The organism is Myxococcus sp. CA033 (assembly GCF_013336625.1).
In the GTDB taxonomy this organism is placed as follows: domain Bacteria; phylum Myxococcota; class Myxococcia; order Myxococcales; family Myxococcaceae; genus Myxococcus; species Myxococcus llanfairpwllgwyngyllgogerychwyrndrobwllllantysiliogogogochensis.
Map to the genome: position 1 here is coordinate 219073 of NZ_JABUMU010000006.1, position 20189 is coordinate 239261.

The 20189-nt window shown below is 69.0% G+C and carries 15 protein-coding genes; 11 read left to right on the top strand and 4 right to left on the bottom strand.

The window, feature by feature from the left end; all coding sequences use genetic code 11:
- The first annotated feature begins 17 nt into the window (after nucleotides 1-17).
- Together HUA78_RS18205 and HUA78_RS18210 are read left to right on the top strand one after the other, a co-directional pair.
- The gene (locus HUA78_RS18205) at nucleotides 18-545 is read left to right on the top strand and encodes a hypothetical protein (protein ID WP_141647394.1); all 528 of its coding nucleotides are present in this window, start codon (nucleotides 18-20) and stop codon (nucleotides 543-545) included.
- Nucleotides 546-616: 71 nt separating this feature from the next.
- Nucleotides 617-1084, top strand: a complete 468-nt coding sequence (locus tag HUA78_RS18210) for a nuclear transport factor 2 family protein (protein ID WP_141647395.1) — start codon at nucleotides 617-619, stop codon at nucleotides 1082-1084.
- A gap of 41 nt (nucleotides 1085-1125) precedes the next feature.
- Here the strand turns inward: HUA78_RS18210 and HUA78_RS18215 are convergent, their stop codons facing one another.
- A complete protein-coding gene (locus HUA78_RS18215; protein WP_141647396.1) occupies nucleotides 1126-2097 on the bottom strand; it encodes a homoserine kinase in 972 nt (323 codons plus the stop codon).
- Between the two features lie 92 nt (nucleotides 2098-2189).
- On the opposite strand from HUA78_RS18215, the gene HUA78_RS18220 reads away from it, so the two are divergent.
- On the top strand, nucleotides 2190-3770 hold the full coding sequence (locus HUA78_RS18220; protein ID WP_174467502.1) for a tetratricopeptide repeat protein: 1581 nt from the start codon (nucleotides 2190-2192) through the stop codon (nucleotides 3768-3770).
- Nucleotides 3771-3788: 18 nt separating this feature from the next.
- On the opposite strand, the gene HUA78_RS18225 is transcribed toward HUA78_RS18220, so the two are convergent.
- The 3 genes from HUA78_RS18225 to HUA78_RS18235 are packed head-to-tail and all read right to left on the bottom strand — an operon-like array spanning nucleotide 3789 to nucleotide 7780.
- The gene (locus HUA78_RS18225; RefSeq protein WP_141647398.1) at nucleotides 3789-4283 is read right to left on the bottom strand and encodes a hypothetical protein; all 495 of its coding nucleotides are present in this window, start codon (nucleotides 4281-4283) and stop codon (nucleotides 3789-3791) included.
- A 7-nt stretch (nucleotides 4284-4290) separates the two neighbouring features.
- Nucleotides 4291-5622: a cyclic nucleotide-binding domain-containing protein gene (locus tag HUA78_RS18230; RefSeq protein WP_141647399.1), complete on the bottom strand. Its 1332-nt coding sequence runs from the start codon at nucleotides 5620-5622 to the stop codon at nucleotides 4291-4293.
- Nucleotides 5623-5662: 40 nt separating this feature from the next.
- Nucleotides 5663-7780, bottom strand: coding sequence for an FHA domain-containing protein (locus HUA78_RS18235; protein ID WP_174457154.1), 2118 nt, complete (start codon nucleotides 7778-7780; stop codon nucleotides 5663-5665).
- 175 nt (nucleotides 7781-7955) lie between these two features.
- On the opposite strand from HUA78_RS18235, the gene HUA78_RS18240 reads away from it, so the two are divergent.
- From HUA78_RS18240 to gspF, 8 genes are all read left to right on the top strand, one after another.
- Nucleotides 7956-9437 (top strand): TldD/PmbA family protein, encoded by a 1482-nt coding sequence (locus HUA78_RS18240; RefSeq protein ID WP_174476812.1) that lies wholly within the window; start codon nucleotides 7956-7958, stop codon nucleotides 9435-9437.
- Nucleotides 9438-9455: 18 nt separating this feature from the next.
- Nucleotides 9456-10802 (top strand): TldD/PmbA family protein, encoded by a 1347-nt coding sequence (locus HUA78_RS18245; RefSeq protein ID WP_141647402.1) that lies wholly within the window; start codon nucleotides 9456-9458, stop codon nucleotides 10800-10802.
- 122 nt (nucleotides 10803-10924) lie between these two features.
- Complete coding sequence (locus tag HUA78_RS18250; RefSeq protein ID WP_174457157.1) at nucleotides 10925-11944, top strand: ParB/RepB/Spo0J family partition protein; 1020 nt, start codon at nucleotides 10925-10927, stop codon at nucleotides 11942-11944.
- Nucleotides 11945-11975: 31 nt separating this feature from the next.
- Nucleotides 11976-13367 carry a sigma-54 dependent transcriptional regulator gene (locus HUA78_RS18255; RefSeq protein WP_141647404.1) on the top strand — a complete coding sequence of 464 codons (1392 nt, stop codon included), beginning with the start codon at nucleotides 11976-11978 and terminating at the stop codon, nucleotides 13365-13367.
- Nucleotides 13368-13560: 193 nt separating this feature from the next.
- Nucleotides 13561-14466, top strand: coding sequence for a type II secretion system protein GspC (gene gspC, locus HUA78_RS18260; protein WP_174457158.1), 906 nt, complete (start codon nucleotides 13561-13563; stop codon nucleotides 14464-14466).
- A 24-nt stretch (nucleotides 14467-14490) separates the two neighbouring features.
- Complete coding sequence (gspD, locus tag HUA78_RS18265; RefSeq protein ID WP_174457159.1) at nucleotides 14491-17067, top strand: type II secretion system secretin GspD; 2577 nt, start codon at nucleotides 14491-14493, stop codon at nucleotides 17065-17067.
- A 6-nt stretch (nucleotides 17068-17073) separates the two neighbouring features.
- Entirely contained in the window at nucleotides 17074-18888 is a 1815-nt protein-coding gene (gene gspE, locus HUA78_RS18270; protein ID WP_141643871.1) for a type II secretion system ATPase GspE, read from the top strand.
- Nucleotides 18889-18928: 40 nt separating this feature from the next.
- Complete coding sequence (gspF, locus tag HUA78_RS18275) at nucleotides 18929-20185, top strand: type II secretion system inner membrane protein GspF (protein WP_141643870.1); 1257 nt, start codon at nucleotides 18929-18931, stop codon at nucleotides 20183-20185.
- The last annotated feature ends 4 nt before the right edge of the window (nucleotides 20186-20189 follow it).

A 20189-nucleotide genomic window follows, 5' to 3' on the forward strand; every position in this document is an offset into this window, starting at 1 on the left:
CCATCAGGAGGGAAGCGATGCGGTTCGAGACGAGGCAGCGAATCCAGGGGACGGTGGACGAGGTGGAGCGCGCGCTCCTCGACGAGCGGTACTTCGAGTTCCTCCTCAAGTACCACGGCGTCTTGCTGGAGCTGGCGCCGATTGAAGTGAAGACCGAGGGCGACCTGGTGAAGCGCAAGGTGCGCTACCGCCCCAAGCCGGTCATCGAGAGCATCGGCCCCAAGCGCGTGCCGCCCGAGTGGTTCGCCTTCATCGAGACGTCCACCTACGACAAGCGCCGCAAGGAGCTCACGTTCACCAACACGCCCACGTCGGGCACCATCTCCAAGATGCTGGTGAACACCGGCACCATGCGCTTCCGTGACCTGGGCGCCGGGCAGACGGAGCGGTCGATGGACGGCGAAATCTCCCTCAAGCTGCCCTTCCTGATGAAGCCGCTGGCGCTCATCGGCGAGAAAATCATCCAGGGCGAGGGCCTCAAGATTCTCGACAACGAGATTCCGGTGCTCAACCGGTTCATCTCCGAGGTCATCCGCAAGGGCTGAGGCACGCGGAGTGCAGGTGGGGCCGGGGGAATGGGTTGACTTCTCATCCATTGTCTTCGTAAGGCCCCGCCATGCTCATCCGCTTCCTCGCTCTCTGCGCCCTGACCCTCCTGGCCGCCTGCGCTCCGAAGCGCATCCCCGGCACCGAAATCGACGACACCTCCGACACGCGGGCCATTTTGTCAGTGATGGAGCAGTACCGGTCTGCCATTGAGGCACGCGACGCGAAGGGCATCCAGGCCCTGGTGTCCAAGGACTTCCGTGAGGATGGCGGCACGCCGGGGGACCCCGAGGATGACCTGAACACGGCCAACCTCGTGCCCTACCTGGAGACGCTCTTCCCGCAGCTCCAGTCGCCCAAGGTGGAGCTCGACGTGCGCCGGGTGCAGGTGGGCAAGGACATGGCCACCGCCATCTATTACTGGAAGGTGAGCTGGCGCATGCCCAGCCTCACCCCCCGCCCCCAGAAGGAGGCGGAGTTGGAGCAGATGGTGTTCCGGCTCGAGGATGGCCGCTGGAAGATCCTCTCCGGCATCTGAAGCCGCGTCGACTCCGGGGCGCGTCATGGCGCCCCGGTAGCTCACAAGCCCAGGAGCGTCGCGTAGCCCGAAGGCCCCATGGCCGACAGCGCGCGCGCCCGGGCGAGATAGGTGCGGTAGTCCTTGCGCACCAGCTTGTCCGCCGGCAGCGGGGACAGGTGGTAGTCGCGGATGCGGCTGGCCGTGAATCGCACCGCCCCGAAGAGCGCGTGGCCGAAGAGGTTGGCCCGCTCCACGGCAGACAGCGGCCGGATGTCCTGGTAGCCGCGCACCAGCGCCTCGCACAGCTCCGGCAGATACCCGCCGCCATCGAAACACCAAGCGTTCAGGGTGATGACCAGATCCAACCCGTACGCCTCGCGGCAGGCCATCTCGAAGTCGAAGAAGGCCCCCACGCTACCGCCCAGCCACTTCACATTGTCGGTGAAGAGGTCCGCGTGGATGACGCCGAGCGGCTCCAGGCCCAGGCGTTGTGACTCGGCCGTGTCGAGCAGGCGCTCCAGTTCCCCGGCGATGGTGGCCAGCGTCGCATCCGGGTGACGCGACAGCTCCGCCAGCCATCCGCGCACGACGTCCGGTGAGTACGGGTTGGTGCGCGAGCCGCTGAAGGACTGCGTGTCGCGGTGCAGCTTGCCCAGCTCCGTGCCCAGCCGCTCCAGGTGCTCGGAGGTGAGGTTCGGATGGCGCAGCTCCTCGCCCGGCAGCCAGCGGAAGACGCTGACGCGCCCGCCCTCGAGTTCGACGAACGTCGCTCCGTCGCGCGTGGTGAGCTGCACGGGCGAGGGGAAATGGTACGCGGCCAGGTGGGCGAGCAGCGCGGACTCGAAGCGCAGGTCATCCGACGAGCGCACCGTCGTGTGGCGAACGAAGTAGCGGCCGGTGTCCGTCTCCAGCCGGTGGTTGGTGTTGATGGAGCCCTGGGGAATGGGCGTCACGCTCCGCACACTCCCCAGTCCGAAAATGTCGGCGACGCGAGTGAAGACCTCGGGGGACAGCGCCGTGTGAACCGCCATTGCTCACTCCTCCCATGCTCGGGGCCCGCTCCATTGACACCTGGGAGGGGCGTACCTAATAGCATCCAACTCCAGCGCGGGGAGACAGGTCCATGGGCACCGAGGTTCAGGGCGACTGGAAGCGGCGCGAGAGCTGGAAGAGCGCGCTGGTGCAGGTGGCCGTGGTGGCCGTGGTGCTCGCGGGCGCCGTCACCTACTTCGTCCACCGGGGCGCGGTGCGAAAGGAGACAGAGGAGCGCATGCGCGCGGCCCGCTCGGCGGCCCTCCGGGGCAACCCCGCGGACCTGACCCGCGCCATGGCGGAGCTGGAGACGCTCTTCCAGGTGGACGCCGAGGCCCGCGACGGCCAGGCCCTGGCCGCCGACATCCAGACAGTGCTGTGGCTGGAGCACCACCAGCCCGGCGCCGATGCCAAAGCGCGCGAGTACCTGTCCCGCGCCGAAGCACTCGACTCCCGCTCCGGCGAGCGCTACAGCGCGCGCGCCCTGCATCTGCTCGCGGAGGGCAAGACGGCCGAGGCGGAGAAGTACCTCGCGGACCTCCAGGCCCAGGGCGCCAACAGCCCGCGACTCACGCTGGCCCTGGCCCTGACGCTCCAGGCGAAGGGAGACCTGCCCGGCGCGCGTCAGGCGTTCGCCCGCGCCGCCGAGGGGGCCTACCGGGACACGCGCTTCACCACCGCGTACGCGGAGGCCCTGCTCGACGAAGGCCAGCACGCCCAGGCGGTGGAGGTCTTCGAGAAGACCACCAGCGTCAACCCGGACCACCTCATGGCGCGGCTGGGCGCGGGGCTCGCGTATGCGTACCAGGGCAAGAAGCTGGAGGAGGCGCAGCGCGCGCTCGCCACGGCCTCCGAGAAAGAGGCGGAGCTGACGCCCTCGCTGCGCTCCCGCATGGGGGCCCTGAAGGCGGAGCTGGCGCTGACGCGGGGCGCGACGGACGAGGCGCTCCAGGAAGCGGACGCCGCGCTGAAGACGGTGCCGGATGACGTCTACGCCCTCTTCGCCCGGGCCCGGGCCCTGTCGGCGCGGAAGGGCCCGGAGGCGCGCGCCGCCTTCGATGCCGCGGTGGCGAAACGGCGCACCGCGCCCCTGCTCTACCTGGATGGCGCGCGCAGCCTCCAGGCGTCAGGCGACAACACCGGAGCGCTGGCGCTGCTGGACGCATACGAGGGCACCTTCGGCGCCATCCAGGTGGCCACCGCCGACGGCAAGAAGGTCAGCCTCCTGGAGCAGGACGGCCGCTACTGGCTCGCCCGGGGCGGGCTGCTGGAGGCCGCGGGCCAACAGGACGACGCGCTCACCGCCTATGACAAGGCCATCGCCGCGAAGGGCGTCGGGCTGGCGCGAGCCCAGTACGCCAAGGGCGCGCTGCTGGTGCTCCGCAAGGACTACGAGGGTGCGAAGGCCCTGCTGGCCACCGTGGCCCCGGACACGGGCGCGGGCACGCTGCCGGAGGCATATACCGCCATGGGCGACCTGCTCTTCGCGCAGAGCGCGTACGCGGCGGGCTGTCAGCACTACTACTTTGGCCTCGTGCGGGCCCGCTCACAGGGGACGTCGCGCGACGAGCTGGCCGCGCGCATCGACTCCGTGAAGAAGGGCCTGGAGTCCGCGGGCCAGGGCCCCATGGCCAAGGCGTGGATGAACGAGACGGGCGCCCTGCTCCAGTGAGCCTGGGCACCCGCGTTCCTACAGCAGCTCCGAGGCCTCCAGCGGACGGTACTTGGCGCGGACGATGCGCCACTCACCGTCGGTCTCCTTCTCGAACGTCCCCTCGATGAGGTAGGCGTTGAGCACGCTGTCCGCCGCCAGGTCCTTCAGGTTCTCCGCCTGGGAGCGACCGAAGATGAAGCGGGCCTGGAAGTCGCCCTGCGTGGGGGAGACTTCGTGCACCTCCAGGTTCGTCGTGAAGATGCGGACCCACTGGCCGCGCAGCACCTGGCCCGTCAGCACGCCCCGGACCTGCCGGTTGTCCCAGCCGCCGTCCGTCTTGAAGCGCTCGGACACGCCCTCCATCACCCCGGAGATGTCCTTCTGCTCCGCGGCGCGCGTCATGGTGATGACCTGCCGGGTGATGGCCTCCGGGACTCCCGGCTCCCGACGCGGCCAGAAGTAGAGCACCGCACCGGCCGCCATGAGGGCCAGCGCCACCCCCACCACCTTCGAGCGCGACAACATCACCATTCGCTCCTCACGCCGCCTCGGGCTCGAGCACCAGCTCGTCCGCGTCGATGATTTCCAGGGGCCGCAGCGCCTCGCCAATCTGCTTCAGGCGGCGGTCCGACAGCTGCTCCAGGTACGTGCGGATGTGCGGGAAGACTCGCACCAGTTCGTGGAACGCGTTGCGCTCCAGGAAGGCCGCCGCCGTCTTGCGCGTGGCCGCCACGGTGGCCGACGCACGCAGGCCCGTCAGCAGGGAGATTTCCCCCGCCACGTCACCCTCGCGCAGCACGCCCAGCGTCACGGTGCCGCCCGCCGGGTCCTCCTTCTGCACCACCAGCTCTCCGGCCAGCACCAGGAACAGCCCTGGCGAGTGCTCACCCTCCACCAGCACCTTCTCGTGCCCCTGGAGCGCGCGGAAGGCGAAGCGCTGCAGCATGGCTCCGCGCTCCGACTCCGGCAGCGTCTGGAACATGGGCGAAGTCGCCATCAGGTTTCGCGCCATGCGCTGCTGCGCGAAGTCCGCCAGCACCTGCGGCACGGCCGGGTGATTCTTGGCCACGGCGTTGAGGTGCTCGCGGCGAATCTCGAAGACCTCCGTGTCCGACACCGCGGACACCGTCGCGGTGGGAGGCGCGCCCGTCAACAGGGCAATCTCGCCGAAGATGGAGCCACCGCCGAGGAAGCCCAGTGTCTTCGCCTCGCCGTCCATCTGCCGCGTCACCTCCGCCTTGCCCGCGACGAGCACGTAGAGGTGGTCGGCCGGCTCGCCCTCTCGGCTCACCACTTCCTCCGGCCGCACCCGACGCCAGGCCATGCGGCCCACCAGGTCGATGAAGGCCTCCCGGTCCAGCTCCGCGAACAGCGGCAGCGGAGGCCGGCTGTTGGGGTCCGCGGAGCCGCCCGGGTCCGGCGCGGCCAGCACCTCGATGGCGCGGTTGGAGAGCTCCTCGCCCACCAGGCCCATCAGGTCCGTCTCCACCTTGCCGTCGTACAGCGTCTCCGGCGGCAACGGCGGGGGCACCGCGGCTCGGCCCGGCGCGCTGCGCACCGCGCGCGAGTGGACGCGGATGAGCGTGTCCTTCAGGCGTCGCTCGTTGGGGGCCAGCTCCAGGGCCAGCTTGCACGCGGCCATGGCGGACAGCAGGTAGTCGCGGCGCAGGAGTCCCTCCGCGCACGCGTGGTACGACGTGACGGCGCGCTCGCGCTCGCCCAGCTCCGCCAGACACCGGGCCGCCATCATCCGCGAGCGGTGGTCCGCGGGGACGCGACGTACGGCCTCCGCGAACACGGCGAGGGCGCGCTCGAACTGGCGCTCCTCGATGAGGTCCATTCCGAGTTCACGCAGCGACGACTCGCTCATCCCATGTCTCCACGAACCTTCGTTGTTGCAGCAGCGCCGCTCACGGCTGGAGCTCGCTCAGGTACATCTCCGCCTTGCGCTTCGTATCCGAGCCCTCGGGCGCTGTCTCGATGACAATCTTGAACTTCACCGCCGCGGACTGGGGGTCCCTGTCGCGCTCGATATAGGCGCGCATGTAGAGCTCCTCCACCTTCTTCTGCAGGTCGTCCAGGCCGTCACGCGCCCGGCGGTCCCCCGGGTTGAGGCGCAGGGCCTCGCGGAAGTTGAGCCCCGCCGCCGCCAGGTCCCCCTTCTTCAGCGCCGCCTGTCCCGCCGCCAGGGCCGCCGACGCCAGCTGCTCGTCCAGCGTGTTGCCCAGCGAGCCCTGGAAGCCAATCTGCCGGTACAGCTCCGCCGCCCGGCGCAGCGGCTTCGACGCCGACTCCAGCGCGTTGGACGCCAGCTTCTTCTGCGCGTCGTCCAGCGAGCGCTGGAACTGGGGAATGAGCGTCTTCAACTGGCGCGCCCGCTCCTTCACGTCCTTCTCCGCCTTGTACTTCTCCGTGACGCGGTCGCACTCCAGCACCGCGCGCTGATAGTCGCCGCCGTTGAAGCGCCGCTCCACGTCGGTGAAGGCCTCCTCGAGGAAGAGCTTGCGCTCCTCCTTGGCGTTCAGCGCGGCGCGCTCGCGGTTGGCGCGGTCCCTTCGCGCACCGTCCGCGGACTCCTTCGCCAGCTCCGCCTCCAGGTCCTGGAGCTTCTGCGCATAGGCCGGCTTGTTCAGGTCCGGCACGCGGTCCAGCAGCGGACGCGCCGCCTCCGGGTCCCGGGCCGCGAGCGCGTCTTCCATCTGCTGGATGCGGAACGCGGCGTCCTTCTCCTCCAGCTCCGTCTCCAGCTTGCGCCGGATGTCGTCCATCTTGGCCGTGCCCTGCGGCGTGGCCGCGAGCTTCGTGCGCGCCTCCTCGAACTGCTGGGCGACCATCAGCGCGCGCACGGACTCGAAGGACTGCACCACCTCCAACTGCTTGCTCGCAGCCTTGCCCAGGCCCTCCTCGTCGACGCCCGGCCGCAGCTTCTCCGCCTCTTCCACGAGCCGCACCGCGGTGGCGTAGTCGTCCGCGCGCACCGCCTCGCGCGCCTTCTGCATCAGCAGCTTCGAGCGCTCGATGTTCGGATCCACCGGCGGCGGAGGCGGCGGCCCGGAGGGGATGAACAGCAGGCCCAGCATCAGCAGCACCACCACACCGCCACCCACGGCGATGAGCAGCTTCGTCTTCGAGTTCGGCCCTCCACCCGTGACGGCGCTCCTGGGGGGCGGACGGGGACGGGGGATGGCGATGGCGCCCTTGCCCTTGTTCTGCGCCTTGTCCTGGAACCCGTCCGGCACCCGGTAGTTGGCGTTGGTCATCTCGTTCAGCCGGGGATCATTCGGATCCACGTCTGAACCACGAGCGGCGCCCGCGGCCTTCCGGGCTTCGTCCTTCTCCTTGGCGGCCTCCTCGCGCTCGCGCTTCTCCTCGGCCTCGCGAGCCTCCGCCTGCGCGCGCATCTCCTTGATCTGCTCCGCCTCGTCCACGAAGCGAAGGCGCGTCTTGCCCATGGCGATTTCATCGCCGTGCTTGAGCAGACACTCGTCCACGCGCTGATCATTCACCTGGGTGCCGGAGATGCTGCCCAGGTCTCGCATCGCCACGCCGGTCTGGCCGTAGACGAGCTCCAGGTGCCGGCGCGACACCGACTGGTCGTCCAACACGAAGTCGCAGTCCTTGCCGCGCCCCACCACCATCCGCACGCCCTGGAAGCGCTTCTTGCGCCCCCGGTCCGGTCCGGCCAGCACCAGCATCTGCACGGGCGGACCGGCGCGCGTGGACTCGGAGTTGTCGTCGTCGTCGTCGCGGCGCACCGCGTCCTCGCGCGACTCCGGCACGGCGCCCACGCGCGTCTCATCCGTGCGGGAGCGGGGAGGTTGCGCGTCACCGTACAGCTCCGGGTTCGCGGGGCCGTCGGGATAGCCTTCTTCCCCGGAGAGGGGTGCGGCGAAATCCTCGTCGGCGGGTGACGCCTCGCGCGGAGGGCGAGCCCGGGCTGACGGCTTCGCCGATGGAGAGTCCGCCCCCGCGTCACCGCCGGAACGGCCGGCGCCAGCGCGAGGAGAGGATGGAGGACGAGCAGGCATGGGGTGGGGTCCAGGTTCCGAAACGTCGGCCATCTTAAAGCGCCGGCCCCCACGGTGGGAATGCGACAGGCCAGCCCGCGGGGAAAGAAGGGCGGCCATTGTCCGTTGCTCCCGGAGATTTCCCCTCCTATGTAGGTTTCCACACCCCCCACCGCTTCACCGAGGGAGTTCCTGAATGCCCCAAGCGTCCGCGCCGACCCGACGCGCCCCTTCTTCCCAGCTCGCCCCCCTGGCGGCCCGGCGGCCCTCGCCCGCTCCCCTGCTGCCCCAGCCGCTGCTCGAGCGACTGCTGGCGGTGGCCATGGAGCGCGGGGGTGACTTCGCGGAGGTCTACGTGGAGCGCACCCACAGCACCAGCGTGGTGCTGGAGGAGTCGCGCATCAAAAGCGCCCAGACGGGCCTGGTTCAGGGCGTGGGGGTGCGGGTCATCTCCGGAGGAAAGGTGGGGTACGCCTTCTCCGACGACTGGGACGAGCCCGCGCTGCTGCGGGCGGCCTCCACGGCGGCGATGATTGCCCAGGGCCAGGGCTCCGAGCGCGCCTTCCCCGTCTCCCGCGTCGCGGTGCCCAGCCACTACCGGGTCCCCACCCCGCTGTCGGACGTGGAGGTGTCGCTCAAGGCGTCCCTGCTGACGCGCGCGGACCAGGCGGCTCGCGCGTTCGACTCGCGGGTGACGCAGGTCAATGGCGCCTACGCGGACCAGACGCGGCGCCTCGCGGTGGCCAACACGGAGGGGCGCTACACCGAGGACACCCAGGACTTGTGCCGCATCTCCGTGCAGGTGGTGGTGCAGGGCAAGAAGAACGAGCGGCGCACGGGCATGTACGGCGGGGGCGGTCGGGTGCCGTTCACCCACTGGGCCACCTTCCCCCCGGAGGAAGTGGCCCGTGAGGCGGCGCGACAGGCGGTGGCCACGCTGGGCGCGGTGGACTGCGCCGCGGGCCCGCAGACGGTGGTGCTGGCGCCCGGCTGGAGCGGCATCCTCCTGCATGAGGCGGTGGGCCACGGCCTGGAGGCGGACTTCATCCGCAAGGGCACGTCGCTGTTCGCCGGCAAGCTGGGAGAGAAGGTGGCCTCCGAGCTGGTCACCGTCATCGACGACGGCACGGTGGCCAGCGGCCGAGGCTCCATCAACATCGACGACGAGGGGACGCCGGGGGAGCGCAAGGTCCTCATCGAGAACGGCGTGCTCAAGGGCTACCTCTACGACAGCCTCAACGCGAAGCTGATGGGGCAGCGCTCCACGGGCAGCGGGCGGCGCGAGTCCTTCCGGCACCTGCCCATCCCCCGCATGACGAACACGTTCCTCGCGCCGGGCAACCACCACCCCGACGACATCCTGAAGGAAGTGAAGCGCGGGCTGTACTGCGCGACCTTCGGTGGCGGGCAGGTGGACATCAGCAACGGCAACTTCGTCTTCGAGGTGAGCGAGGCGTACCAGATTGAAGACGGCAAGCTGGGCCGGCCGGTGAAGAACGCCATCCTCATCGGCGTGGGGCCGGAGGCGCTGAAGAACGTGTCCCGCGTGGGGTGCGACCCGCAGCCGGACCCGGGCATGGGCGTGTGTGGGAAGAACGGGCAGTCGATGCCGGTGGGCGTGGGCCTGCCCACGCTGCGCATCGACAACGTCACCGTGGGCGGAACCCAGGTCGGTTGAGAGAGAGCGCCAGACACCATGGACTACCAGAAGCTCGCGAAGAAAATCGTCCAGCGCGCCACGAAGAAGGGCGCCCACCAGGCCGAAGCCTTCCTGGAGGTGAGCCGCCAGAGCAACGTGCGCGTGCGCGAAGGACAGATTGAAGACCTCACCCAGTCCACGTCCAAGGGCGTGGGCCTGCGCGTCGTCGTGAAGGGCCGGCTCGGCTTCGCCTTCACGTCGGACTTCGAGCCCTCGGGGCTGGAGCTCCTCGTGGACCAGGCGCTGAAGCTGGCCGAGGCCGCCGCGCCCAGCAAGCTCAACGGCCTGCCCGGCGCGAAGGAGCTGGGCCGCTACGGAGACACGGGCGATTTGTATGACCCGGCCGTGGCGAACCTGCCCGGCGACTGGAAGGTGAAGGCCGCGCTGGAGATGGAGAAGGCGGGCCGCGCGGAGGACTCGCGCGTCACGACGTTCAACGCGGTGGGCGCCGGGGACTTCGTGTCCGAGGTGTACGTCGCGTCGTCGGAGGGGATGGCCGGAGGCTACTCGGGCACGTACGTGTACCTGTACGCGCTGCCGGTGGCCGCCGCGGACGGCCAGCTCCAGAAGGGCTACTGGCTGGACTACAAGCGCTTCCTCGCGGACCTGGATTCGCCGGAGTCCATCGGCCGCGAGGCGACGCGGCGCGCGGTGCGGATGCTGGGCGCGAAGCGTGTGAAGACGCAGCAGGTTCCCGTGCTCTTCGACCCGCTCGTCACCGCGTCCTTCATGTCCGGCGTGGCCAGGGCGGCCAGCGGCAATGCCGTGCACCAGCAGGCCAGCATGCTGGCGTCGCTCCAGGGCAAGCGGCTCGCGAGCGAGCACGTCACGCTGGTGGACAACGGCCTCCTGTCGCGAGGCCTGGCCACCGCGCCCTTCGACGGCGAGGGCGTGCCCACCCGGCGCACCCCCATCATCGACCGGGGCGTGATGTCGAACTTCCTCTATGACGCCTTCACCGCGCGCAAGGCGAAGGCGCGGCCCACGGGCAACGCCAAGCGCGGCTACAACGCGCTGCCCACCATCGGCACCAGCAACCTGTATCTGGAGGCGGGCACCACGCCGCCCGAGCAGCTCATCCGCGAGGTGGACCGGGGCTTCTACGTCACGTCGCTGCTCGGCCATGGGGCAAACCCCGTGACGGGCGAGCTGTCCGCGGGTGCCAACGGCCTGTGGATTGAAAACGGCGAGCTGACGCACGCGGTGCAGGAAGTCACCGTGGCCGGCAACGTCCTGAAGATGCTCCAGGACATGGACGGCGTCGGCAACGATTTGCAGTTCCGAGGCGGCACCGTGGGCGCGCCCACTGTCCGCTTCCGGCAGCTCACCCTCTCGGGAGAGTAGCCCTACCTCCCGCGTCCCCCTAGCGTGGGCGACGCGGGAGGCCCCCTCCCCCACGTGTTGGGGGAGGCGAATGTCAGGGCCTCCGGCTACACCTTTCGTCCGCAGCGCAGGAGGGCGCACCCATGGCAGCGAAGTCCGCACGAAAAAAGACGGCCGCCGCCGCGAAGGCGAAGCCGGCCACCACCCCTCGCAAGCCCCGTCGCAAGAAGGCGGACCCCAAGTCCCGGGGCCTGACGCCCGCGGACGTGGCCAGCGACTCGGTGGAGTACCCCATCGACATCCTCGAGGCCGTGCGCACCGACGGCGGCGAGGTGCTCGGCGTCTACCGCGAGCCGTTGGGCGGCCACCCGGTGGTGCTCGCGGTGCTGCCCATCGACAAGGTGGAGCCCACGCCCTACCAGCGGGACTTGTCCGAGCCCCACGTGAAGCGGCTCGCCAGCGCCATGGAGCGGTTGGATCGCTTCCTGGACCCCGTCATCGCCGTGCGCAAGGACGGCAAGTACTGGACGCCCAACGGCAACCACCGCCTGCACGCGAGCAAGCTTCTGGGCGCCAAGTCCATCATCGCCCTGCTGCTTCCCGACGAGGACGTGGCCTACCAAATCCTCGCCCTCAACACGGAGAAGGCCCACAACCTCAAGGAGCGCTCGCTGGAGGTGGTCCGCATGTACCGGGGCCTCGTCGGCGCGGGCCGCGAGGGCAAGGAGACCGCCTTCGCGCACCTGTTCGAGGAGCCTTCCTTCGTCACGCTCGGCGCGGCGTACGAGAAGCGCCCCCGCTTCTCCGCGGGCGCCTACCACCCGTTCGTCAAGGTGGTGGAGGACTTCCTCGACAAGCCGCTCGGGGCCGCGCTCGCCCTGCGAGAGGCCCGGGCGGACCGGCTCCTGGAGCTGGACGACGCCGTGGTGGCCGTCGTCAACGGCCTGAAGGAGCGGGGCCTGCAGAGCCCCTACCTCAAGAACTTCGTCGTCGCGCGCATCAACTTCCTGCGCTTCCGCAAGAACGGCGGCAAGCCCGACTTCGACGAAACGCTGGACCGGATGCTGGCCAGCGCGCTCAAGTTCAACCTGGAGTCCGTCAAGCGCGAGGACATCGGCCGGATGGGCGGTGGCCCTGTCGAGTCGGACGACGAGCACGCGTAGGGAACGGGGATTGCAAGAAGCGGCGCCCATCATGACCACCTCCACCGTTCTCGTCGTCGACGACGACCGCGCCAACCTCGACTCCGTGACGCGCATCTTCCAGCGGGAGAACATGGCCACGCTGTCCGCCGCCAACGGGACGGAGGCGCTGGAGATGCTGCGCCGTCCGGAAGTCACGGTGATGGTGACGGATTTGATGATGCCCGGCATGGACGGGCAGGAGCTGCTCCGCGCGGCGCGCACCATCCGCCCCGACGTGGAGGTGGTGCTGATGACCGCCTACGGCACGGTGGAGACGGCCGTGGCGGCGATGAAGGACGGCGCCTACGACTTCATCACCAAGCCCCTCAAGCGCCACGCGCTGGTGAAGGCGGTGCAGAAGGCGCTGGAGAAGCGGGCCCTCGTCTCGGAGAACCAGACGCTCAAGGCGAAGCTGGCGGAGATGAGCGCCGCGGGCGGGCGCACCATGGTGGGCCAGTCCCCCGCCTTCCGCGCCATGCTGGACACCATCCGCCAGGCGGCGCCCTCCACCGCCACGGTGCTGCTGCTGGGCGAGTCAGGCACGGGCAAGGAGCTGGCCGCGCGCTCGGTGCACGAGTACTCCAGCCGGGCCAAGGGCGCCTTCGTCGCCGTCAACTGCGGCGCGCTGCCGGAGAACATCCTGGAGGCGGAGCTGTTCGGCGTGGAGCGCGGCGCCTTCACCGGCGCGGTGGCCCGACGCGAGGGCCGCTTCGAGCGCGCCCACGGTGGCACCCTCTTCCTGGACGAAGTCGGTGAGATGCCGCTGCCCGCCCAGGTGAAGCTCCTGCGCGCGCTGGCCGAGGGCGAAATCGAGCGGTTGGGCGGCACGCAGATCGTGAAGGTGGACGTGCGGTTGGTGGCCGCCACCAACAAGGACCTCCAGAAGGAGGTGGCCGAGGGCCGCTTCCGCGAGGACCTCTACTACCGCCTCAACGTGGTGGAGATCCGCGTCCCCGCGCTGGCCTCGCGCCGGGAGGACATCCCCCTGCTGGCGGACGCGTTCCTGCGCCGCTTCGCCGCCAAGAACGGCAAGGTGCTGCGCGGCTTCTCTCCAGAGGCGCTCCAGACGCTGGAGAACTACGCCTGGCCCGGCAACGTGCGAGAGCTGGAGCACGCCGTCGAGCGCGCGGTGGTGCTCGCGCGAGGCGAGGTGCTGGAGGCCAGCGACCTGCCCGAGTCGGTGCGCAAGGGCCCGCTCGGCGCCGCCTCCCAGCTGGTCATTCCCATTGGAACGCCCATGGAAGAGGTGGAGCGCCGGGTGATCCACGAGACCTTGCGCCACACCAAGGGCGACAAGACGCTGGCCGCCCGGCTGCTGGGCATCGCGGCCCGCACCATCTACCGCAAGCTGGAGCGCGAGCAGTCCAACGGCGGTGAGCCCCCCGCCGGAAGCGAGGACTGACAGGCCGTCACAAAGGCCCCCACCTGGCTTTGACAATTTGTCCCAAGGCTCGGGGCAGCTCGCTCAGTCGCCCGGAGCTGTCCCTCATTCCGGAATAATTTCGAGCGCTTGGCCGTCCCCCTTGATTGGCCCCACTGGCCCGCGGTGGCACCTGGCTTGCTCTCCACGGGTTCGGCTTTCTCTCGGAAGCGTGATGGAACTCTTCTTTCGAAAATACTTTTGGACGGTGAACCTGCTGTTCGTCCTCCTCGTCGCGCTGCTGGCGGCGAAGACGGTGAACCTGTTCGTCGAGTCCGCCATCTCCCCGGTGCCCACGTCGGGGGCCGCCGCGCGCGCGCCCGCCAACGCCCGGCCAGCCCAGTCCGCACTGGCGCTGCCGGACATGGAGCAGCTGTCCCGGGTGACTGGCATCAAGATTCCGGAGCCGGAGGTCCCGGTGGCGGAACCCACCGCGCCTCAGGTCGACCCCAACGCGGCCCCCGTGAAGAGCGGCCTGCGCGTGAAGCTCCTGGGCACGCTCGTCGCGGGCAACCCCGACTGGTCCTTCGCCTCCATCCAGGACATGGTGACGCAGCGCTCGCAGACGTACATGGTGGGCAATGCCCTGCAGGGCGCCACCGTGCTCGAAATCGAGCGTGAGCGCGTCATCGTCCTCAATGGCGGCCGCAAGGAGTTCATCGACGGCAACCCGGGCGACGGCGCTCAGGCCTTCACGCCGCCCACGCCTCCGGTGGCGCAGGCGAACACCGCGTCCACCAGTGGCATCCGCGCCGTCAGCGACAACGAGTACGAAGTGCCTCGCGCGGAGATCGACAAGACGCTCAACAACCTCAACGACGTGGCCATGCAGGCGCGCATCGTTCCCGCCTTCAAGGACGGCCAGGCCGTGGGGTTCAAGCTCTTCTCCATCCGCCCGGACTCCATCTACTCGAAGATTGGAGTCCAGAACGGCGACGTCATCCGCCGCATCAACGGATTCGACCTCAACAGCCCCGAGAAGGCGCTCGAGGTGTATTCGAAGATGAAGGACTCATCCCGCATTGAAATCGAGATCGAGCGCAACGGCGCGCCGATCCGCAAGTCCTACAACGTCCGTTAAACCCCACGCCGCGCCCGCTCCTCCATGAAGACGCTCCCGTCCTGGATGCTCTGCCTGTGCCTCGCGCTCGCCGTCCCCGCGCAGGCGCAGCGCCGCCCCCCTCCGCCCGGCACCTCCGCGCCTTCAGCGCCGGGTGAGCGGACCATCACTCCCCAGTCGTCGCCCCCGGGCGCCGACGAGTCCAATCAGGGTTCCCGGCGTACGCCCACGTGCGAAGAGGCCCGGCGCAACGCGCGCTACGGCATCTACTTCGACAAGGTGGAGATCGAAAAGCTCGTCCAGACGGTCGCCGACGCCACCTGCCGCACGTTCATCCTTCCGGAGAACGTGCGCGGAAAGATTTCCATCATCGGCCCGGAGAACGGCCGCGTCGAAGTGGACGCCGACGCGTTCTACTCCGCCTTCCTGGCCTCACTCGACGCCAACGGGCTCGCCGCGTACCAGTACGGCCGGTTCATGAAGATCGTCGACAAGCGCTCGGCGAAGCAGAACCCCATCCCCACCATCGTCGAGGATGGCCAGCCGTACACGACCAACGAGCAGATGATCACCAAGCTGTTCCGCATCCGCAACGTGGAGGTGGAGCCCCTGCGCGGGGTACTGCAGCAGCTGGTCTCCAAGGACGGCGACACCATCCCGTATCCGCCGGACACCATCATCGTCAACGACGTGGGCTCCAACATCCACCGACTGGAGCGCCTCATCGACCAGTTGGACACGCGCGCGGCCAGCGACGAGCTGCGGGTCATCCAGGTGCAGTACGCCTCCGCTCAGGACGTGGCCACCACGGTGCAGCGCCTCTTCGAGGCCAAGGGCGCCCGTCCCGGTCAGCGGCCCGGCACCTTCACGCAGGGCGTGCCGCCCGCCGGACAGCCCGGTGGTGAGGTGATTGCCCAGCCCGCCTCGGGCGGCCAGGAGGCCTCCGCCGGGCCGGTGACGCTGTCGCAGATCATCCCGGACGAGCGCACCAACAAGCTCATCATCGTGGCCAGCCCCGCCGCGTTCGAGCGCATCCAGGACATCGTCACGCAGATCGACATCCCCTCCGGCACGGGCGGTCGCATCAACGTCTACTACCTGGAGAACGCCAACGCGGAGGAGCTGGCCAGCACGCTCCAGTCGCTGGCCCAGGGCACCGCGAACCGGCCGCGCTCGCCGATGCCGAACATGCCCCAGGGCGCCCCGCGTCCCGCCGGCACCACCCAGGCCGCGGAGCTGTTCAGCGGCGAGGTGAAGATTTCGGCCGACAAGGGCACCAACTCGCTGGTCATCGTCGCCAGCCAGACGGACTACAAGAACATCGTCCAGGTCATCCAGCAGCTCGACACGCCCCGCCGCCAGGTGTTCGTCGAGGCCGTCATCATGGAGGTGAACCTGGACCGCAACGCCGAGTTCGGCGTCAACCTGCACAGCGGCTTCGCGCTCCAGACCGACCGCGGCGCGGCGCCCGGCCTGATTGGCACCAACAACGGCGGCCAGGGCCTTCCGCCCTCGCTGAGCCTTGCGAACCTGGCGTCCTTCGGCGGCTTCCTCGCGGGCCTTCAGGGTCCGGTGATTCCGGCGCTGGAGAAGCTGGGCCTGGACATCCCCGCCTTCGGCGTGGTGCTGCACGCGATGCAGCAGAGCTCCGACGTCAACGTGCTCTCCACGCCGCACATCCTCACCAGCGACAACGAGGAGGCGGAAATCACGGTGGGCCAGAACGTGCCCTTCCAGTCCGGCTTCTCGCCCTCCTCGCTGGGCTCCCAGGTGGGTGGCGCTGGCGGGGCGGCGGGTGGCCTCAATCCGTCGCTGCTCGCCGGTCTGGGCGGTCTGGGCTCGCTGTACGCGCCCATCCAGCGCCAGAACGTGGAGCTGAAGCTGACCGTCAAGCCGCAGATCAACGACAGCGACTACATCCGCATGGTCATCACGGAGCAGACGGAGGAAATCGCCTCCAATGACCCGGTGCTCGGTCCGACGACGAGCAAGCGCAGCGCGAAGACGACGGTCATCGCCAAGGACCAGGAGACGGTGGTGCTGGGCGGCATCATGCAGGACCGCACCATCGAGTCCGTCACCAAGGTCCCGGTGCTCGGCGACATCCCCATCATCGGCAACTTCTTCCGGGAGACGTCGCGCAAGAAGACGAAGACGAACCTGCTGCTGTTCCTGACGCCCTACATCATCCGGGGCCCGGAGGACTTCCGCACCATCTTCGAGCGCAAGATGAAGGAGCGGCAGCAGTTCGTGGAGCAGTTCTACGGCCAGGTGCCGGGCTACGACGTGGCGGTGGACTTCAGCCGCAAGCCCGGTCCGCTGTCGCGGATGAACCAGGCCGTCATCCGGGAGCGCAACCGCGCGGAGAACGGCGGCCCCGGGCTCCACGGGGAGAAGGTCATCGGTCCGAGCTCCTCCTCGCCTGCTCGCCAGGACTCCGCGCCGTCCACGCGGCCCACGCCTGCCCCGTCGCCTGAGCCGGAGGTGCGGGAAGTGGCTCCGCCCCCCGCGGGTTCCGAAGAGTCAGCCCCCGCGGCCCCGACGCCCGAAGCGCCGTCTCCGGAGTCCTCCGGAGACGCGTCGCCAGAGCGCCTGCGCATCCAGCCTGAATCGGGGAACTAAGAGCCCATGAACGTGACCGCCGACCCCACCCTCGCCACCGCCGCGCCCGGCGCGGCCACCGCCCGGAACGACTCCACCCAGGTCGTCGCCCACGGGCAGGCCTTCCTCTGCGGAAGGCCCCTGGGGGAGATCCTTCGCGCGCTCGTCCCCTCGCTCACCGAGGAGAAGCTCCACGAGGCGCTCGCCGCCCAGGAGGAGAAGGGTGGGCGCATCGGTGAGGTGCTGGTGGGCCTCAAGGCGGTCTCCGAGGAGGACGTCGTCAAGGCCCTGGGGCACCAGTTGGACCTGCCCTACCTGGCGCGCATCTTCACGGAGGAGGTGGACGCGGAGCTGGTCAAGCGCATCCCCATCAACTTCGCCAAGCAGTCGCACATCCTCCCGCTGTCCGTGGAGGGTGACGCGGTGGTGCTGGCGGTGGCGGACCCGCTGGACACGTCCACCATGGACCACGCGCGGCTGTTGTTGGGGCAGAGCATCAGCCCCCGGCTCGCGCTGGCCTCCACCATCACCGACGCCATCAACAGCGTCTATGACCGCTCCATCAACGAGGCCGAGCAGCTGGTCGACGAGATGGAGACGCAGGACCTGGACGCGCTCGCCCACGAGTTGGACGAGCCACAGGACCTCCTGGACACGGACGACGAGGCACCGGTCATCCGGCTGGTGAACTCCGTGCTCTTCCGCGCCGCCAAGGAGCGCGCGAGCGATATCCACATCGAGCCCATGGAGCGGGAGCTGCTCGTGCGCTTCCGCGTGGACGGTGTGCTCCAGGAAGTCATCAAGCCGCCCAAGCGCTACCAGAACGCCATCGTCAGCCGCGTGAAGGTGATGGGGCAGCTCAACATCGCGGAGAAGCGCCTTCCGCAGGACGGCCGCATCCGCATCAAGCTGGCCGGCCGCGACATCGACATCCGTCTGTCCACCATCCCCACCACGAACGGGGAGCGCATCGTCATGCGTCTGTTGGACAAGACGGCGACGCTCCTGGACCTGGCGGAGATTGGCATGAGCCAGGTGACGCTCCACGCGATGGAGGCGGTCATCAAGCGCTCGCACGGCATCGTCCTCGTCACCGGCCCCACGGGCTCCGGCAAGACGACGACGCTCTACGGCGCCCTGTCGAAGATCAACACCTCCGACCTGAACATCCTCACCGTCGAGGACCCGGTCGAGTACCAGCTCAAGGGCATTGGCCAGATGGCCATCAACCCGAAGATCGGCCTCACCTTCTCCCAGGGCCTGCGCTCGTTCCTCCGCCAGGACCCGGACGTCATCATGGTGGGCGAGATTCGCGACAAGGACACCGCGGAGATCGCCATCCAGGCCTCCCTCACGGGCCACCTGGTGCTCTCCACGGTGCACACCAACGACGCCGCGGGCGCCGTCACCCGTCTGGTGGACATGGGCGTGGAGCCCTTCCTGGTGGCCTCGTCGCTCACCGGCATCCTCGCCCAGCGACTGGTGCGCCGGGTGTGCCCCGACTGCCGCGTGGCCTACCAGCCCACGGACGTGGAGCTGAAGGAGCTGGGGCACTCGCTGGCTTCGTTCAAGGCGCGCTACGGGACGGACCGCATCTACAAGGCCGTGGGCTGCCCCACGTGCAACCGCAACGGCTACCGCGGCCGCACGGGCATCTACGAGTTCCTGCCCGTGGACGACGACGTGCGCCAGTTGGTGCTGAAGAACGTGGACGCCTCCACCATCAAGAAGTCCGCCACGAGCAAGGGGATGATCACCCTGCTGGAAGACGGCGCGCGGAAGATTTCGCTGGGCGAGACGACCATCGCCGAAGTGCTGAGCATCACCCAGGAGGACATGTAACCGACAGCTCCTCCCTGGGAGGGGCCGGGGTCATCGAGCCATGCCGGTCTTCGAGTACAGAGGTCTCAATTCCGCGGGCAAGCAGATCAAGGGCCTGTTGGAAGCCGACTCGCCCAAGACGCTGCGCTCCAAGCTGCGCGCCGACGGCGTGTTCCTCACGGACGTGCTGGCCCAGGCGGAAGGCAGCCGGGGCGCGGTGTCCAAGGGCGCCAACGCGGCGCAGGTGTCGCGCGACATCGACCTGCGCAAGCTGGGCCGGGGCCGCGTCAACACCGACGACGTCGCCATCTTCACCCGGCAGCTGTCCACGCTGCTGGGCGCCGGCGTCACGCTGGTGGAGTCGCTCACCGCCCTGGTCGACCAGGTGGAGAAGGAGCGCTTCAAGCGCGCCCTCTCCGACATCAAGCAGCGCGTCAACGAGGGTTCGACGCTGGCGGACGCGCTCGCTCAGCACCCGAAAATCTTCCCCAACATCTACGTGAACATGGTGCGCGCGGGCGAGGCGTCCGGCGCGCTGGACGCGGTGCTCACGCGCCTGGCCGACTTCACGGAGAACCAGGCCCGGCTGCAGCAGAAGATCCTCAGCACCATGCTCTACCCCGCCATCATGATGGTGGTGGGCGGCGGCATCCTCGTGGCGCTGATGGTGTTCGTGGTGCCGAAGGTCACCAAGATCTTCGAAACGATGAAGGCCACGCTGCCGTTGAGCACGCGCATCCTCATCGCCACGAGCAACTTCTTCCAGAACTGGTGGTTCGTCGCTGTACCGATGATGGCCCTGGGCGTGTGGCTCTTCATGCGCTGGACGAAGAGCCCCAAGGGCAAGCCAAAGTGGGACCGCTTCGTGCTGAAGGCGCCCGTCGTCGGCAGCCTCGTCCGCCTGCTGTCCATCTCCCGCTTCGCCCGCACGCTGTCCACGCTGCTCAAGAGCGGCGTCCCGCTGCTGGCGGCCATGGACATCGTCAAGGCCATCATGACGAATACCGTGCTGGCCGAAGTCATTGAAAAGGCCCGCGACTCCATCCGCGAGGGCGAGAGCATCGCCACTCCGCTCAAGCGCTCCGGGGAGTTTCCGCCGCTGGTGTACCACATGGTCGCCATTGGAGAGCGCTCCGGACAGCTGGAGGACATGCTCACCAACGTCGCGGACAACTACGAGACGCAGGTGAACGTGCGCATTGGCGCACTCACCTCGCTCCTCGAGCCCCTGCTCATCGTGGTGATGGGCGCGGTGATTGCATTCGTCGCCCTCTCCATCCTGTTGCCGATTCTCCAGGTGAACTCGGCCATCCGGTGAGGTG

Excerpts from the sequence above, each read along its gene's own strand:
- HUA78_RS18220 (WP_174467502.1), top strand. The coding sequence starts at position 2,190 with ATGGGCACCGAGGTTCAGGGCGACTGGAAGCGGCGCGAGAGCTGGAAG.
- gspE (WP_141643871.1), top strand. The coding sequence starts at position 17,074 with ATGAACGTGACCGCCGACCCCACCCTCGCCACCGCCGCGCCCGGCGCG.
- HUA78_RS18205 (WP_141647394.1), top strand. The coding sequence starts at position 18 with ATGCGGTTCGAGACGAGGCAGCGAATCCAGGGGACGGTGGACGAGGTG.
- HUA78_RS18225 (WP_141647398.1), bottom strand. The coding sequence starts at position 4,283 with ATGGTGATGTTGTCGCGCTCGAAGGTGGTGGGGGTGGCGCTGGCCCTC.
- gspC (WP_174457158.1), top strand. The coding sequence starts at position 13,561 with ATGGAACTCTTCTTTCGAAAATACTTTTGGACGGTGAACCTGCTGTTC.
- HUA78_RS18230 (WP_141647399.1), bottom strand. The coding sequence starts at position 5,622 with ATGAGCGAGTCGTCGCTGCGTGAACTCGGAATGGACCTCATCGAGGAG.
- HUA78_RS18250 (WP_174457157.1), top strand. The coding sequence starts at position 10,925 with ATGGCAGCGAAGTCCGCACGAAAAAAGACGGCCGCCGCCGCGAAGGCG.
- gspD (WP_174457159.1), top strand. The coding sequence starts at position 14,491 with ATGAAGACGCTCCCGTCCTGGATGCTCTGCCTGTGCCTCGCGCTCGCC.
- HUA78_RS18235 (WP_174457154.1), bottom strand. The coding sequence starts at position 7,780 with ATGCCTGCTCGTCCTCCATCCTCTCCTCGCGCTGGCGCCGGCCGTTCC.
- HUA78_RS18215 (WP_141647396.1), bottom strand. The coding sequence starts at position 2,097 with ATGGCGGTTCACACGGCGCTGTCCCCCGAGGTCTTCACTCGCGTCGCC.
- HUA78_RS18240 (WP_174476812.1), top strand. The coding sequence starts at position 7,956 with ATGCCCCAAGCGTCCGCGCCGACCCGACGCGCCCCTTCTTCCCAGCTC.
- HUA78_RS18255 (WP_141647404.1), top strand. The coding sequence starts at position 11,976 with ATGACCACCTCCACCGTTCTCGTCGTCGACGACGACCGCGCCAACCTC.
- HUA78_RS18245 (WP_141647402.1), top strand. The coding sequence starts at position 9,456 with ATGGACTACCAGAAGCTCGCGAAGAAAATCGTCCAGCGCGCCACGAAG.
- gspF (WP_141643870.1), top strand. The coding sequence starts at position 18,929 with ATGCCGGTCTTCGAGTACAGAGGTCTCAATTCCGCGGGCAAGCAGATC.
- HUA78_RS18210 (WP_141647395.1), top strand. The coding sequence starts at position 617 with ATGCTCATCCGCTTCCTCGCTCTCTGCGCCCTGACCCTCCTGGCCGCC.